The organism is Geobacter pickeringii (assembly GCF_000817955.1).
GTDB classification, from domain to species: Bacteria; Desulfobacterota; Desulfuromonadia; order Geobacterales; family Geobacteraceae; genus Geobacter; species Geobacter pickeringii.
The window spans coordinates 1,398,275-1,412,923 of the sequence record NZ_CP009788.1 but is presented as its reverse complement, the minus strand read 5'-3'; the positions used below and the strand labels follow the sequence as shown (position 1 = coordinate 1,412,923).

The following is a 14,649-nucleotide window of genomic DNA, read 5'->3' as shown; positions in this document are numbered from 1 at the left end:
TTACGGAAAGTCTCTCCTAAACTTTGGCGTCGCTGGCAACCTGTTCTATAAATGAAAATGTCTCCAAGGCACAGCGTCCCCAAGAGTACGCTCGAGCCCGGACATGTGCCTCGGTCGCCAGATGCAACCTCAGTTCACTGTCACGGTAAAGGCACATGAGAGCCGTCGCAATTTCATCAGGTTTTTCCGGGTCGAAATAGATGCCTGCGTCACCGAGGACCTCAGGCATCGGTCCACGGCCTGAGCAGGCTATGGGGAGCCCCGAGGCCATGGCCTCCAGTAGGATGTTCGGGAGGTTCTCGCAACTGGATGCAAAGACGAAGGCATCGGCTTTCTGGTATGCCTCTTCGAGCTGCTCGAAAGGCAGCGGCCCATGATAGATCAGGAACTCGCCACAGGGATCGAGCCGGGCAATGGTGTCTGCGAGGCGTTTTCCGGCCTGAGGGTAGCAGGGCCCGATGAACTCCACCTGCAGAGGTATCCCTTTAAGGCGAAGGGATGCCGCCGCTTCAGCAACATGCCATTGATGTTTATATACATCAACGATTGATACATAGATTACACGAAATGGGCATGATAATGAGAATGATTTACTGGCTGATCGTGGACTTGCATAAAAACGATCTTCGATCCCGTGAGGAATAATGGTCATATTCTTTGGTTTATTTGAAAGAACAGCACAGATAGAATCTTGTGCATATCGAGTAAGAAAGATGATACCATCTGACTGTTCAAAAGAACGCTTCTGACTGACATGAAGGAGTTTCATTTTCAAACTCATGAAACTAAATCCAAATCTACGTGCCTCATATGGCTCGAAAGGAAGGAGATTTTGAGACATCACAACTGTTGGAACACCAGGATTTGGGGGAAGGGTACCACCAGGTGAAAAAAGTATATCACATTTTTTTTCTTTGAGACAGGATGGCAAGAACCAGGCTTGCCAAGCTACTCGAAAACAAAGAGACTTATTCAGAATGGGTACATATATTTTTTCTACCAGTTGATTACTGGGAAGCTTATCAAGAGTATTTGACCCTCCCCATATTATCATTCGTAATCCTGCGGCAAATTTAACATTAGTTGAGTCCAGCAAACATTTCAGGTGGGTAAGTCCTCCCCCTGCACGTATATTTGAAGCATCAATACCAATAGTAAGAAGATCACACATGACGTATGCGCTTGCGTAATAAGGTAGAGAGAAATGGAATAAACATAGCAATGAACAGTTCGATAACCATCAAGGTTATTGTAGCTTTATAAAATACGAACGTCTGATACCAGATCCCGCGTAAAAACATTGATACGACAAACATATAAAGCAATATAGTCGTAACACATCGATGTCTAAGCGCATTTAAATAACACTGCGCAATTAGATAGGTTATGGCGAAAGGTACTATTATGCACCCTAAACTGCCAAAATTCATATACGCTTCCGCCAGCTCAAAAAAACCACCTCCAGATGTCAATCCTACGTTTTCAAAAAGCCCGGAAAGGTCTTTGGGGCGATCCGGATAGAGAAATTCAGGCAATGTTCTGGGAATATATTCCAGGTATGAACTACCTAATAGTGGTTTAACTAATCCGTCATCGTACAATCCCACGGTATTATAGAAAGTTGACGCAATATCAGCAAAGGTTCCAAGCTGAAAATAGATAGCAGCTCCATCATCCTTGGCAAAACGAAATGCATTGGAAAGAGCATCCTCTATCGTCAGACCTGTCCCGGAAATTGATCGCAAAACCCCCCAAGTTTGTGCAAAGAAATACAACGTGAGCGCTATGACAGCGAGTTTAAGTGGCTTTATTTTTAGCCCTTTATTCATGGAAAAGCCAATATATATCGCGATCCCTGCGGCGAAAACTTCGAGTCGCATTCCCCGCAAGAACATACAGCTGATGAGCGTGTAGACAGAAACCAGAATAAAAAAACGTACGTTGTTTTTATAAATGTTGTCATTTGACAACATCAAACTATACATGCCTATAATACCGATGACAGCAATAGTTGGCATTGCTCCTATATTCAAGAACAGGTCTCCGCCGGAACTGGCATACACTGCATTCCATACATACGGACCAAGTGCTTTTGCTAATAGCGTACCTGCTACGACAGCTAAGACAGCATATATCCACATACGAAATGGAGAATTTTCGTCAGGCAGCCGCAGTGCCAAACGTAATGGTTTATTTATCGCAAGAAACCAAGCAATGGATGACGAACACAAAGCAAGCGATGTCAAGAGCAAGACACGTGAAGTCACCTCATACGTCTGATAAATATGCCTTGCAGCATGAACCATTACGATATTGTCTGTGCCATACAAAATTATAACTAACCCTGTCAACACCCCAGGAATTGCCAGCATAGTCATTCGTAAAGCAAATACGAGGGGCCACTCATATAGTTTCAATGAAGACAAAGAGGCAAGACAGCACATTATGCCAATTATGGAACTACTTTTAGGATCGATGGAAGTGTTGAGAAAAATGCTTGCAATACAGATGATTGCTATTGAACCGAGAAAAGCGATTTGACTCCAGTTGGGCAAAACTGGACGTGATATTTCATCGGGGATGTTTTGTCGTTGTATCATTGGCATTGGATGTCCTGTAACGGGTACATGACTGGAATTCTATTTCGAACAGGAAACGAAAAATCACATGTTTTACAGATAAGTTTATCCATGTGAGCTTCCAATCTCCCAGCACAATTGGTGCATTGCAGCAATTCGTTGATATTAATCGTTTGATTTCGAGCTTTTTGAGAAGTCACTCTTTTCAAAACATTTTGCAGTAAAGAGCGAAGCCTGCCATTAGTTGGAATCTTACACTGAGAGCCAACAACAGGCGCTTGCCAAGTTGCATCAGTTTCTGGATTGACTACCTTGAAGGGAATAGTCCCCTCCCAATAAAAACGGACATGAAACGCAAATGGATGCTTTGGAATAAGTTTGCCGGTAAGCAAAGGTTTAACTCGATCCTCATAAAGCTCAACCGTTTCAGGTTCAGCCATCCAACCTGATTTTTTTCTGATAACAAGCTCGCCGTTACGTACCGTTATTTCTAGCCGGTGATCGCGATAAGGATTTATCCGCTCCATGAATGCATCAGGAACCTCAATATAACCGGCTTTTGCTACTCGTTTAAGTTCAGACAGGAATTTAGCCGGATCAGATGAATGTTCAAGGACATGACAAGCAATAACAAAGTCGAACGACTTATCTTGAAACGGTAGTCTTTCTGCAAAGCCCAGTACTGTTGGGCGATCGGATGTCAATGGTGCCCAATGCCGCTCTCTTGTCTCCTCATAAGCATCCAGCAGAACGTTTGAGCGTGAAAAGGGGTTGCCGCCAGAGCCAACTTCAAGTACAAGCGCATTCTTATCCACCGGACAGTGAAGCCGGCGTAGCGACCAGGCAACTTTTTCAAACCCCAATTTCAGAAAAAATTGCATGGCAAGCGATTCATTTCTCACATGAAGTACCTTGTCCTTATGAAGTTTGTTTCACTTCAGCAACCCAACTAAGCACCTGCTTTACTCGTGACACAACGTCGTGGCCGTCTTCATTAACACGATGTTTCCCAGCAGCAGCTATCGCAAGTCTTGCTTCATCATCCGCCAAGTAATGGTGCAATTTATTGATAAGTTCATCTTTGGAGCGAAAAAATTCTGTTTCCACACCTTCACGATACATACTCGCTAAATCATCGGAATATTCTGCCAGCATAAATGTCCCTGCCGCCGGTATTTCGAAGCAGCGACGGGTATACGTATCACGGTTAAGCTTGGAAAGAATACACAAAGCTATTTTGGCACCACAAAGTGCTTTATTATAATCATCGCCTCGTACTGGCACGACCGGAGCCAAAGTACGCAATATAGGTGACTGCGATATAGCGTTTTCCCATTCAGGGCCGAATAATCTTAAGTTGAACCCTTCACCAACAATACGCTCCAGCAATTCTTCCCGTCCGTCAGGTTCATAATGACCGGCAAAAACCACATCACATTCAAATCGTTCCAAATCTTCCGGCGTTAGGCCTACTGGTTTGTTGCGTTGAGGAATAAACCAAGACCTAAACAGCTCCACCCGCTTTGCACCTGCTTGTCTGAAATCCTCCAGATTATGATGCCTATAAGCCAGCATAAGATCATATACCGGCACTGCTGCCAAAAAATGCCGCCAGAGCAGCTTTGAATAACCATCGGCAAAAGGGTCGTCGTTATTGTACCCAATTAGTACTACTCCAGGTAATTTACTCTTCACTGAGCGCAAAGTTTCGGCCAAGAGATGAGTGCCGCGATAAATAAATATCGCATCCGGCTTTTGTGATAGCGCCACAGACAAGAAGTCAGAATTGAGACAGAAAACACTCGGTCCTGCAATAAGCTTGTTTTGTATCCTTCCGGTGAACGCTTTTAATCCCGATAACAGATCGTCTTGCTTTTGCCTAAAATAATGATGCCAAGGAAAGCGGATTGTCTCGTGGCCAAGTGATTCGAACGCGTTGCTGACAGCTTCTTCGTGAAGTTCCGAATGCCAATCTCCGACAACCAGAATTTTCAAGGCGTCTCACCTTTGTAAACCGTACCAATTGTCGGAGTGTGTCCAAGCCTTTGCTTGATAAGGCGGATTAATGCTTCAACTCTGTTTGTACCGAGTAGTAGTATGGCTAAAAAGTAAGCAAAGAACATGCTGCTCTTCCAAAAACCCAATCTCGCTAACTGATAAGCGTATTTTACAAACACCGGCAAAGATCTCTTATACTGAATAGCAAGAACTGGATATGAGTAGTTGGCAATATCTTTCAAGATGGGGTTGTAAATCGGTATGTTTCTACTTTTCTCGACCCAGGCAGCAATATCAAGCATACCGCGCATGAAATGTAGCGAAGATTCCGGTGTCTGATCCTCTGGTACAAATTTACCCTGTTCTTTTTCACTATTACCGAAATCAGGTATTCCACCATTACGGTAGAAAGCAAGTATCTCCGGGAGAAAAACCCCATTCATATCGACAAGAATATTGGCCACCAAGTAGAGCTGATAAAGAAGCGTGCCGTCAAAACAGTCTGTAGCAAACTTTAGAGCTTCAGTGCGACTGAACACCACCCCCGGAATTACTACCGAGCGGCGGTAGAATGTCGATATTGTTAAAGCACCGGCAGGAAAAAATAACTCCCGGTCAAAATAACGGAAAGTTTGATTAATGTTGTCGGGTGTGCCATCAAATGACGCATAGCTCCGCAGAATAACACCAACATTATCATGCCTCTCAAGCGCCGATGCCACCGTTTTTAAGGCACCGGGACACATGAGGTCATCGTTGCCCATAAAAAAACAATATGTACCGGTAGCCTTTTCAACAAGCTTCCGCAGGTTTGCATCGAAACCAAGATTCTGTTCATTCTCAAAATAGCGAATAGTTCCAGGTTTAGAAACCATGTAGCGTTGCACCACCGCCCTTATTTCAAGCCGTTGTGGCGACAGGTCCTCGCAGATGACTATTTCGTAGGAATCAAAATCCTGTGACAAGATTGAGTCTAAAAGCTCCGGGAGCACCTCTACTCGATTATAAGCAGGGATGCAGACTGACAAAGTTATACTCATTATGATGCCCATCCATTGTTTTTCATGGCAATCCCCAGCATGATCAGAGCGAACAACCTGGCCCCGTTTGCCCTTCCCTTCATCTCACCGACAATCAACTTCTCGACCTCGTTACGCTCGATGCACTTCGGCAAATAGGGAATATATTCTCTGACCTTGTTGCAACGATCAGCCCGCAACCAGTCGTCCAATGGGACTGAAAACCCCTGCTTGCGGTTTGTATCCAGATTAGGCGGAAGCATTCGGCGGGCAAGAATCCGCTGAATACGGCGTGTTTCACCGCCTGAAACTTTCCAGCTACTCGGTATGGCTCTAAAAGCAAACTCAATCAGCCGGTAATCCAAAAACGGCGTCCGCATCTCCAAGCTGTGTGCCATGCTGGCACGATCCACCTTAACCAGGAAGTCATCCGGGAGAATACTGCCAAAATGGGTTCTGGTCATGGAATCCACCGGATCTTTTCCATGATTGAAAAGATTGAATAAGAAAATTTCCGGGCCTTCTAATGTTGTCTCTAACTCAGCTAACAACGCCGGGCATAAAATTCGGCGTCTTAAGGCCGTATCAAAATAGGGTGAGCCCCAAATCATCTGCTGCAGGGGACCTCCCCGAAGCGAAGATAAACGATTTCTTCCAGGCACTCCGGCAGGCAGACATGCTGAAATTCGAGCTGCGGCACTAAGCAGATTAGTGGGAATCCAGCCCAAGCGCGCTTGATCAGCGAGAGATATCGGATAATCATTGTAACCGCCAAAGAGTTCATCTCCCCCGTCGCCACCAAGCGCAACCGTCACATACTGACGTGTAAGGCGTGACACCATGAAGGTTGGAAGAAAGGAAGAATCTGCAATCGGCTCATCTACAAAAGGAGCCAACTCATCCACTATTGCCATAGATGGATTATTGGCTTCCAGAACATGATGGTCGGTGCCAAAATAATTGGCTACGCACCGTGCATAACTGGATTCGTCAAGCTTTGATCCTGGCAATGAAATGGTGAAAGTCTTGATTGGACGATTTGATTGCCGCGCTGCAGCGGCAACGATCAGGCTTGAATCAAGACCACCGCTCAACAGAACGCCAAGTGGGACATCGCTTATCATGCGTAGGCGCACTGCATCGGCAAGCAACGTTTCAACGCGGTCGGCAAGTTCCTCGCCATCCGCATATGGATCTGAGCAGTTATCCGGCAACTGCCAATAACGCCAGATTTTAAGTGTAAAACTGTTCAGATCAAGCCTGGCAGCATGGGCTGGCGGAAGTTTCTTTACTCCGGCGGCAAGGCAATGTTCACCTGGTATGTAGCCAAGCGCTAGATAATAGTTTAAAGCAACCGGGTCGACACCACTGTTTGAATCGATTGCCTTCAACTCAGAGGCGAATTGAAACCGCTCTTTTTCAAGAAAATAATAGAGGGGTTTCTTTCCGGCTCGATCACGTGCTAGAAAAATAGACGGCGGACGCTTGCCTCCACCTTCATCATATATCGCCAGCGCAAACATGCCGTTAAAGCGTTCTACACTCGATTCACCCCAAGCTTGGTAGGCAGCAAGAACAACCTCGGAGTCACTTCCTCCTTTAAACAGGTAACCAAGCTTCTCGAGGTCGGTGCGCAATTCACAGAAATTGTATACTTCGCCATTATAGACAATAGCGAAGTGGCCATCATCGCTCACCATTGGCTGGTGGCCGGCAGGGGTCAAGTCGACGATGGAAAGACGGCGATGAGCAAGACCAACACGATTTGAAGGCGAGATCCATGTGCCGCTGTCGTCGGGGCCGCGATGAGTCAGCAGATTACATCTTGAATTCAGCGTTTTTGAATCAACAACATCAGACGTATATATTACTCCATAAATTCCGCACATCTTACGCTTTCCTCAGGATTACGACGCTACCGTTCGAATAAAGATCCAAGGTTTTCAGGTTGTAGCGTTCGAGTAGGTATGCGAGGCGCTCGGGGTATTTCCTGAAGTAGCGCTCAGCGGCACCGGATATATTCAAAAGCGAGTTAATGATACTGAAACCCGCCGCAGAGAAGACACGCAGGTACTCCTCGGGCCTCAGAAAGGAGAAGTAGCCGCGCTCCAAGAGGAAGGGTCCCTCGCAACCATGTTCCTGATGTGACCACTCATCCATGGTCCTTGCGATGTATCGGTCGTAGTCCTCGTCATCTAGCAACAGGTGGTTGAAGTAATCCTCCTCCGACAGTGGGAATGTATGATCGCCATTGGGGCCGTACCATAGAGGTCCGTACGTTGCTACGAAGAGGCCGCCGGGCTTGAGCGCCTTTATAGCGCGCTCGGACATAGTGGCAAGGTCCGAGATATGCTCGAGTACCGCGTAGCTGAAAATCACGTCCACGCTATTCTCTGGGATGAAATTCCAGTCCTCGCCCACGAGGTCTCGCTGCATGAAATCCACGCACGTTGACGGCGTGGAGAAGTGCAATATTGCCTCGTTCCAGCACTTCTGGTAGCTAACAATATCGACACCCACGATCCGGGCAGGTCTGTGCGGAAGCCATGCGACTGCGTCGTCACCAAAACCGCAGCCAAGGACGAGGACTGTCTTGTCCTCAAGTCCGTCGAGCATCCTCGCGCAAAATAAGCGCTGCCGCTGCAGAGAAATGCTCCACTCCTTGGCCAGCACCTTGAAGCCCATTCCGGCGAACTCGGGGTACCTCGCCTTCAAAAGGGGGGACATCACCCTCTCGCGGGCAAAGCAGAGGAAATCCTTCACCCTTCGAGTTCCCTCTAAAGAGAAGACGTGCCCGGCGGGGCTGCGGTCAGTGGAATCTACCACCCAATCGTGATTTGTGGCACACTGAGGTTTGCGAATGTATTTCGATGATGACATTTTCTATCCAATGAAGCTTTTACAACTTTAAGTAATGTTATCAACTGCATTGTACTGTCAGCGTTGTTAACTCGGGCTATCTTTGCCGACTCCTCGATATTTCAAGTGGCCTCCCGGCAGCATGAGTTGCACCCTATGCAGCATCTTGCTCAACAATCTTGTGCAGGCAGAATACAGCTGGTACAAATTACCACGCCACCCGTTGAAAATGAAGTCCCAGAGCACATCGGAACATCGTTGGGAAATTTCGAAGAGCCCAGCCCTAGAACGGGCAACATAAATCCTGGTAAACTTAACCAACTCTGTTACCTTCCATTGTCTCTCCAAAGCAGCTAGATCACCAGTTCCACCGTCATTGTAGCTCTCAAGGGCCCGGCACATCATCTCATTGAATTCAAGGTTCATGTTGATGCTCCCCACCCGGTTGCTCCAATTGTCAGGATGGCGCCGGTTTACAACCGTACAGAGGGGAAGGTAGGCAATCTTATGATAGAGTCCTGCCTTTATAAACCAGTCGGTGTCCGAGACAGAGTAGCGTGTGTCGAAGTGCCCCACTGCCACCCAAAGCTTTCTCCTGAATACCCAAGTGGAAGGTTGAAAGGGGTAGCTCGTCTGTCTAATAATGTGTTGCAAAGTACTCCTGCCGTTAATTATGAAAATTTTTTCCGAAATTAACTCGCAAGAGATAGTGGTGAATTCGTGGCACTTGTCTGTCAGGTGGAAGAAGCCAGAGTGCACCATATCGATTTCAGGATTCTCCTCTAGGAAACCTACCGAGGTCTTCAAATGAAAGGGGAGAAAATAATCATCGTCTGAGCAGTAAGCAATGTAGTCACCCTGCGCAGCATCGATGACCTTGTTCCAGTTAGGGACCCCGCCAGAATTCTCAGCGTTCTCAATAAGCCTGAGCCGATGGTGCCTCTCCGCGACCTCGCGCAGCACCTGCACTGTGTCGTCGGGTGATCGATCGTCGCTCACGATTACCTCAAACGGTTCGAGTTCCTGGGCGAGTGCCGCAAGCACCGCCTGCTTCACCATCTGCGCCCGCCCATAGGTCGGAATTACTACAGAGATTTTCGGCTTTGAATCATTACCCACAGTTGCTCCATGTATGCTGTAAAGGGCTCACCTTCTCCTGAAGAGGTTGCGTCCCAACGAACTGGTTATGCGAACAAGAGAGAATGAGCCCACACCTACGGTTATCAGAGAACCTGCAATATAACCGGTGATTGATTTATCCTTCACCAGGTAGGTTATCAGCAAAGCCAGCAGGAACAGGGTCGAGACGTAGAAGACGTTGGCTCTGCTGGGTACAAACCTGATGAGACGGTAGGCAAAGAAACCATTCAAAAGGCACAGCAAGAAGTACGCGATAAAGAACGAGATGCCAGTCGCGTTGACTCCGAAGTACGGGATGCCAAGCGCGACCAGCGCCAGATACAGGCCGTTCCAGAACAGTTCGGCGATCAAGAATGGGCGTCCGCTCCCTTGGGCAAGCATGACGAATCCCATGGGCCAGGCGACAATCTTGAAGAGATCTCCAAGGATCTGCCAGTGCAGAATCTCCGCTGTGGCGTCGAAAGCCCCGGAGTAAAGGGCCGACACCACGAAGGGGGCCAAGGTCAGCATGCCAAGAATCACTGGCGCCGTTAGAAGGATGGCTACCTCCCCCTGTTCGTTCACCATGGTCCGTGATTGCGCGTGGTCATCCGCCACCGATGTGAGCCTCGGATAGAAATCGGTTCCCATGGCGTTCAGCGCGAAGCTCACGTAGAGCATGGAGATGTTCCAGGCGGCGTGGAACTGCCCGGTCGCCTCCAGGCCGAGCTTCCTGGCGACGATGGCGCGGACGGCGAACTGGGAGACGACGGTGAGGATTGCGGATCCCATAAAGACGGCGCCGAGACGCACCAGCGTTTGCGATTGGGCGATAAACTCCTCGCGGCTCACCACCTGGGCCGGGAGCTCCACCTTTCGAGCCAGGTGCCAGGAGACGAGCAGGGTAGCAAGGGTACTTCCCACCACGGCTACCACGATGCCGGAGCCCTTCCAGAGCCAGATCGCCGCGACGGTTACCACCATGCCGAGGATGGCCCCTATCCCGTTCACTCGGGCCAGGTCCCCAATGCTGCGCAGTCCGTTCAATAATGCCGTCTGGGCGCCCGAGACGGTGGTGGCCCAGACCCCAATGCTGAGGATGGCCATGGTAGCGCCTCCGGAGGGGCCACCGTAACCGGCGAACTCCGCTATGGGGTTTTTGAAAAGAATCATGAGGAGCGCGCCGGTCATGGCGGCCGCCATGGCTAGGCGTCGCAGCACCAGATAACAAGCGGCGACTCCGCTAGGCCCTTCCTTCGCGTCCGCCTCGGAGATCTGTCGCACGCCGCTTGAGTTGAGCCCAAGCCCCGCCACGGTGGAGGCGGTGGCCAGCACAGATTGTAGCAATGCGAAGCCCCCCACCCCGGCGGGACCGAGGAGCAGGGCTACCACCTTGTTCTTCAGGATCCCGGTGGCGATCTGCACCACCGCAGAGCTCCCCATGATGGCAGAGGCCTTCAGGATTTGACCGACAGACCCCTTCTTTTCGCCTTTAAACGCAGTCTCAGCAGCCATCAATGGTTTTGAGCATCTTGGCGGGGTTGCCACCGGCAATCGAGTTGGGGGGGATGTTGCGCGTCACCACCGACTGAGAGGCAATGACGCAGTTGTCGCCGATGGTCACTCCTTTCTGCACTACCACCCTGCTCCCGAACCAAACATTTTTCCCTACCACCACAGGCTTGGCGATACCGGAACTAATTCTGCGCTCGGACGGGTGAATGCCGTGAAAATCGGTATCCATTACCAAGAGATTGTCGCCCACCAGGCAGTCGTCACCAATGGTTACTTCAACCGCAGAGATGAGTGAGATGTTGTTGGAAAAAAGTACGTTACGTCCGATTCGTATCACGGCTTCCTCAGAGCGCGCCTGAATCAGTACCTCTCCGCTGCCAGCCTTTGGTGCGCGGCGCGAACCGATGGCGGTGCCGTCGCCTATGATTACTTTGCCATAGCCGTCGCAGCGTACCGGTACTTGCAGCTGCACATCTCTCCCAAGCGTTAGGCCGCCACGAAGTGCCGTGGCCTGGAAGCGCAGTCGGAACCGGTACCAGTTGTGGCGTATGCTGGCGACGGCAACAAGTAACAGCCGGTAGATAGCTCTCACAGGCACCGCCCCACCGTATTTATAACGGTCTGGACCTGCGACGGCAAGAGATGCGGCCCCATAGGTAGGCTCAACACCTCGCGGTGAATCGCCTCGGTCAAGGGGAACGCCCCTTCGGCAAGCCCCAGATGCGCGCAAGCCGGCTGCAGGTGCGGAGGGATGGGATAATGGATCATAGTGCCAACACCTGCATCTGCCAATTTTTGTTGTAATAAATCACGTTCAGGATGGCGAATCACAAATAAATGCCAGACGTGTTCGGCCCATTCTGGCACAAAAGGTAAAGTCAGGCTCTGAATATCATTCAGTTGTTGAAGATAGGTTTGGGCTATCTCTTTACGACGTTCATTCCATTCGTTAAGCCTTGACAACTTTACCCGTAACAGGGCTGCCTGAAGCTCATCCAGTCGCGTGTTGTAGCCGATAACTTCGTTATGATACTTGATGCGTGAGCCGTAATTGCGAAGCACTCTGATTCGATCTGCCAAATCTGGGTCATTGGTAGTAACGGCACCGCCATCGCCGATTGCTCCAAGGTTTTTACCGGGATAAAAACTGAAGCCAGCGGCATCACCAAGACTCCCCACTTTGCGACCTTTGTAACGCGCCCCATGTGCCTGGGCACAATCCTCAATAACCTTAAGTCCATGTTTACGGGCCAGGATATTGATTGGGTCCATATCTGCCGGCTGCCCGTATAGATGAACCACCAGAATAGCTTTTGTCTTTGATGTGATTGCTTGTTCGATCTTGGCAGGATTAATGTCGTAGGTGCGTTCATCCGGTTCGACGGCAACAGGCATCGCTCCGGCGTGGGCAACAGCCAACCAGGTTGCAATATAGGTATTTGCCGGGACAATCACCTCATCTCCCGCGCCTATATCATAAGCCCTGACTATCAACTGCAGTGCTTCTAGTCCATTGGCAACACCTATGCAATTCTTGGTTTCGCAATATGTGGCAAACTCAACTTCGAACGCCTCGACTTCCTTTCCCAGGATGTACCAGCCAGACTCCATCACACGACGATAAGCAACGTCAAGTTCATCTTTGAGTTCAACATAAGGCGATTTTAGGTCGAGGAAAGGTATGGTCATTTGTCAGCAACCAAAGAAAGAAACTCGTCATAATCACGAATGTAATCTTCCGGGTCATAGGTGTCAGATGCAAAAACCAATAGTACCGCATCGCGAGAATATTTGTACTGAATTCCCCAGACCATTGGAGGAAGGTAAATACCTAAATTCGGCTGACTAAGCTGATATTCCTCTCTAAACTTACTGTCATCAACAACCACTGCGCAACTACCTTTGATACAAACAAGAAATTGTTGGCATTTGCGGTGCGCATGTTCACCACGTACTTCTTTGCTCTTAACATCAAAAACGATGAAGTATCGTTTTGGCTCAAAAGGGAGCAATTGCCCTACCTCTGCAAAAGATAGTGACCCGCGTAAGTCAGGAATAAGGGGGAGTGATATTCTACGAACGCCAGAAACAGCCCCTTGTTCATGAGTAGTTATTTTGGATTCTGGTGAAGGAATAATATTAGCGAGACTTTTAGATGAAACATAGCCAGTTATTCTGGCAGGATTACCAACTACTATTGCGTTTGAAGGAACATCTTTTGTTACCACCGCGCCAGCCCCAACCATTGCGTTAATACCGATAGTAATACCAGAAAGAATTGTGGCATTAGCTCCTATGGAGGCCCCTTTGCGTACCAAGGTACGGCTAAATTTTTCAGGATAGACCTTGCTGCGGGGGAAGAGGTCGTTGGTGAAGGTGGCATTGGGGCCGACAAATACATCGTCCTCAAGCACCACGCCGTCCCAGAGCTGCACTCCGCATTTGACGGTGACCCGGTCGCCAAGGACGACATCGTTTTCGATAAAGACGGAGTCGCAGATGTTGCATTCTGCTCCGACTTTGGCTCCCGGTAGTACGTGGGTGAAGGCCCAGATGCGGGTGTTGTCGCCTATGTTCTTTGACTCGACCAACGCCTTGTCATGCATAAAATAGTTCATCTCTACCTCCAGGACTGATCATGGCACCGGAAAGCCGGTCCCATAAAGTAACTGTTCAATCCGAAGTACCTAACAATTGTTCCACTCAAGCAGTGGTCACGGGGTCTTGTGGAAAACGATGCCCGCCCTCGCGTCGTAGTAGAGGACATGGCCCAGCATGGCAACCTGGCACGCATTTGCTGCCGGAGTAGCAGGGATGGATACGGGGGAGCATCACTTTGCCTAGGGGTTCCAAGGGGACGTTGTTAACTTGTTGACTAACTCCCCCCTCTTCATTCTACCCTGCTCGACAACACTGAGGCTTCCGGAAGAACGCAGGGTGACAGGCCTCTTTTAATGAAGGACTGTAACCAAAGTTTAATCGCCTCGACAATTCAAAGCTCCCCCTTCACACTTCACTTGGTAAATAACTGCCTCACCTTACTTGTCTGTTTTCAAAAAATCTTCAGGAATCTTTCAGTATCGCCCTGAGGGTCCCTTCAGGCATGTCGCCGGCGTGATTTGGGATCGTCGTGTACCTGTCTTTATCAGGGTTGTACCAAATCTCGTGACCCCCTGCCGCCTGTCGATCGAAAACGAAACCGAAGGACTTGAGACGTTTGATAATCTCACGTTAACGAAATCCCGACAGTCGTCCCATATCAGTTTCCGACTACCAATTTCAGATCAAAACTTTTTCTGATGGGGTTCAGCTTTATGGTCTTTCTTCGTTCCGTCTGCGTTTCAATCAAGCGTCGTGCAACGTCACGAGCGATTTCCAATGTCTCAACTGACGGTATGACCTTGGGCAACGAGCCCCTGAATGGCATCAGACGTCGCCAGATACACCCCTTCAGGCAGTTTCTCGATACGAATCTGAATCATGCGTTTCATGGCGTTCCCCTTGCCCGATATTCTGAACGGACTCAAAGCATCGAGGTAAAAACTTCCGGCTATATGAGA

The 14,649-nt window shown here is 49.0% G+C and carries 13 protein-coding genes; all 13 read right to left on the bottom strand.

The genetic code is table 11. The features are described 5' to 3' along the window. Positions 1-16: 16 nt before the first annotated feature. The 13 genes from GPICK_RS16905 to GPICK_RS16880 all read right to left on the bottom strand — a co-directional run bounded on the left by GPICK_RS16905 (position 17) and on the right by GPICK_RS16880 (position 14,311). Positions 17-1,171 (bottom strand): glycosyltransferase family 4 protein, encoded by a 1,155-nt coding sequence (locus GPICK_RS16905; RefSeq protein WP_039741441.1) that lies wholly within the window; start codon positions 1,169-1,171, stop codon positions 17-19. Beyond that, the gene (locus GPICK_RS17290) at positions 1,164-2,606 is read right to left on the bottom strand and encodes a hypothetical protein (RefSeq protein WP_144400053.1); all 1,443 of its coding nucleotides are present in this window, start codon (positions 2,604-2,606) and stop codon (positions 1,164-1,166) included. Before GPICK_RS17290 ends, GPICK_RS16905 begins: the two co-directional genes overlap by 8 nt. Beyond that, complete coding sequence (locus GPICK_RS16900) at positions 2,597-3,481, bottom strand: methyltransferase domain-containing protein (protein ID WP_144400052.1); 885 nt, start codon at positions 3,479-3,481, stop codon at positions 2,597-2,599. The genes GPICK_RS17290 and GPICK_RS16900 overlap by 10 nt, the downstream gene beginning before the upstream one ends. A gap of 16 nt (positions 3,482-3,497) precedes the next feature. Next, positions 3,498-4,574 (bottom strand): CgeB family protein, encoded by a 1,077-nt coding sequence (locus GPICK_RS16895; RefSeq protein ID WP_084201359.1) that lies wholly within the window; start codon positions 4,572-4,574, stop codon positions 3,498-3,500. Continuing rightward, the gene (locus tag GPICK_RS06365; RefSeq protein WP_084201358.1) at positions 4,571-5,629 is read right to left on the bottom strand and encodes a glycosyltransferase family 2 protein; all 1,059 of its coding nucleotides are present in this window, start codon (positions 5,627-5,629) and stop codon (positions 4,571-4,573) included. Before GPICK_RS06365 ends, GPICK_RS16895 begins: the two co-directional genes overlap by 4 nt. After that, positions 5,617-7,485 carry an asparagine synthase (glutamine-hydrolyzing) gene (gene asnB, locus GPICK_RS16890; protein WP_039741438.1) on the bottom strand — a complete coding sequence of 623 codons (1,869 nt, stop codon included), beginning with the start codon at positions 7,483-7,485 and terminating at the stop codon, positions 5,617-5,619. The genes GPICK_RS06365 and asnB overlap by 13 nt, the downstream gene beginning before the upstream one ends. 1 nt (position 7,486) lies before the next feature. Continuing rightward, complete coding sequence (locus GPICK_RS06355) at positions 7,487-8,359, bottom strand: class I SAM-dependent methyltransferase (RefSeq protein WP_039741436.1); 873 nt, start codon at positions 8,357-8,359, stop codon at positions 7,487-7,489. Between the two features lie 183 nt (positions 8,360-8,542). Then, positions 8,543-9,574 (bottom strand): glycosyltransferase family 2 protein, encoded by a 1,032-nt coding sequence (locus GPICK_RS06350; protein WP_039741434.1) that lies wholly within the window; start codon positions 9,572-9,574, stop codon positions 8,543-8,545. Positions 9,575-9,601: 27 nt separating this feature from the next. Further along, positions 9,602-11,089, bottom strand: coding sequence for an O-antigen translocase (locus GPICK_RS06345; RefSeq protein WP_052263320.1), 1,488 nt, complete (start codon positions 11,087-11,089; stop codon positions 9,602-9,604). Then, positions 11,079-11,561, bottom strand: a complete 483-nt coding sequence (locus tag GPICK_RS06340) for an acyltransferase (RefSeq protein WP_158414159.1) — start codon at positions 11,559-11,561, stop codon at positions 11,079-11,081. Before GPICK_RS06340 ends, GPICK_RS06345 begins: the two co-directional genes overlap by 11 nt. Positions 11,562-11,677: 116 nt before the next feature. Beyond that, on the bottom strand, positions 11,678-12,778 hold the full coding sequence (locus tag GPICK_RS06335; protein ID WP_039741432.1) for a DegT/DnrJ/EryC1/StrS family aminotransferase: 1,101 nt from the start codon (positions 12,776-12,778) through the stop codon (positions 11,678-11,680). Then, entirely contained in the window at positions 12,775-13,707 is a 933-nt protein-coding gene (locus GPICK_RS18020; RefSeq protein WP_084201356.1) for a WxcM-like domain-containing protein, read from the bottom strand. Before GPICK_RS18020 ends, GPICK_RS06335 begins: the two co-directional genes overlap by 4 nt. A 445-nt stretch (positions 13,708-14,152) precedes the next feature. Next, positions 14,153-14,311 carry a type II toxin-antitoxin system HicA family toxin gene (locus GPICK_RS16880; protein ID WP_236685697.1) on the bottom strand — a complete coding sequence of 53 codons (159 nt, stop codon included), beginning with the start codon at positions 14,309-14,311 and terminating at the stop codon, positions 14,153-14,155. Positions 14,312-14,649: the final 338 nt, after the last annotated feature.

Bases quoted from the DNA above. Each gene is read 5' to 3' on its own strand.
- GPICK_RS16905 (WP_039741441.1), bottom strand. From the start codon at position 1,171: ATGTGTGATCTTCTTACTATTGGTATTGATGCTTCAAATATACGTGCA.
- GPICK_RS17290 (WP_144400053.1), bottom strand. From the start codon at position 2,606: ATGCCAATGATACAACGACAAAACATCCCCGATGAAATATCACGTCCA.
- GPICK_RS06365 (WP_084201358.1), bottom strand. From the start codon at position 5,629: ATGGGCATCATAATGAGTATAACTTTGTCAGTCTGCATCCCTGCTTAT.
- asnB (WP_039741438.1), bottom strand. From the start codon at position 7,485: ATGTGCGGAATTTATGGAGTAATATATACGTCTGATGTTGTTGATTCA.
- GPICK_RS06345 (WP_052263320.1), bottom strand. From the start codon at position 11,089: ATGGCTGCTGAGACTGCGTTTAAAGGCGAAAAGAAGGGGTCTGTCGGT.
- GPICK_RS06335 (WP_039741432.1), bottom strand. From the start codon at position 12,778: ATGACCATACCTTTCCTCGACCTAAAATCGCCTTATGTTGAACTCAAA.
- GPICK_RS18020 (WP_084201356.1), bottom strand. From the start codon at position 13,707: ATGAACTATTTTATGCATGACAAGGCGTTGGTCGAGTCAAAGAACATA.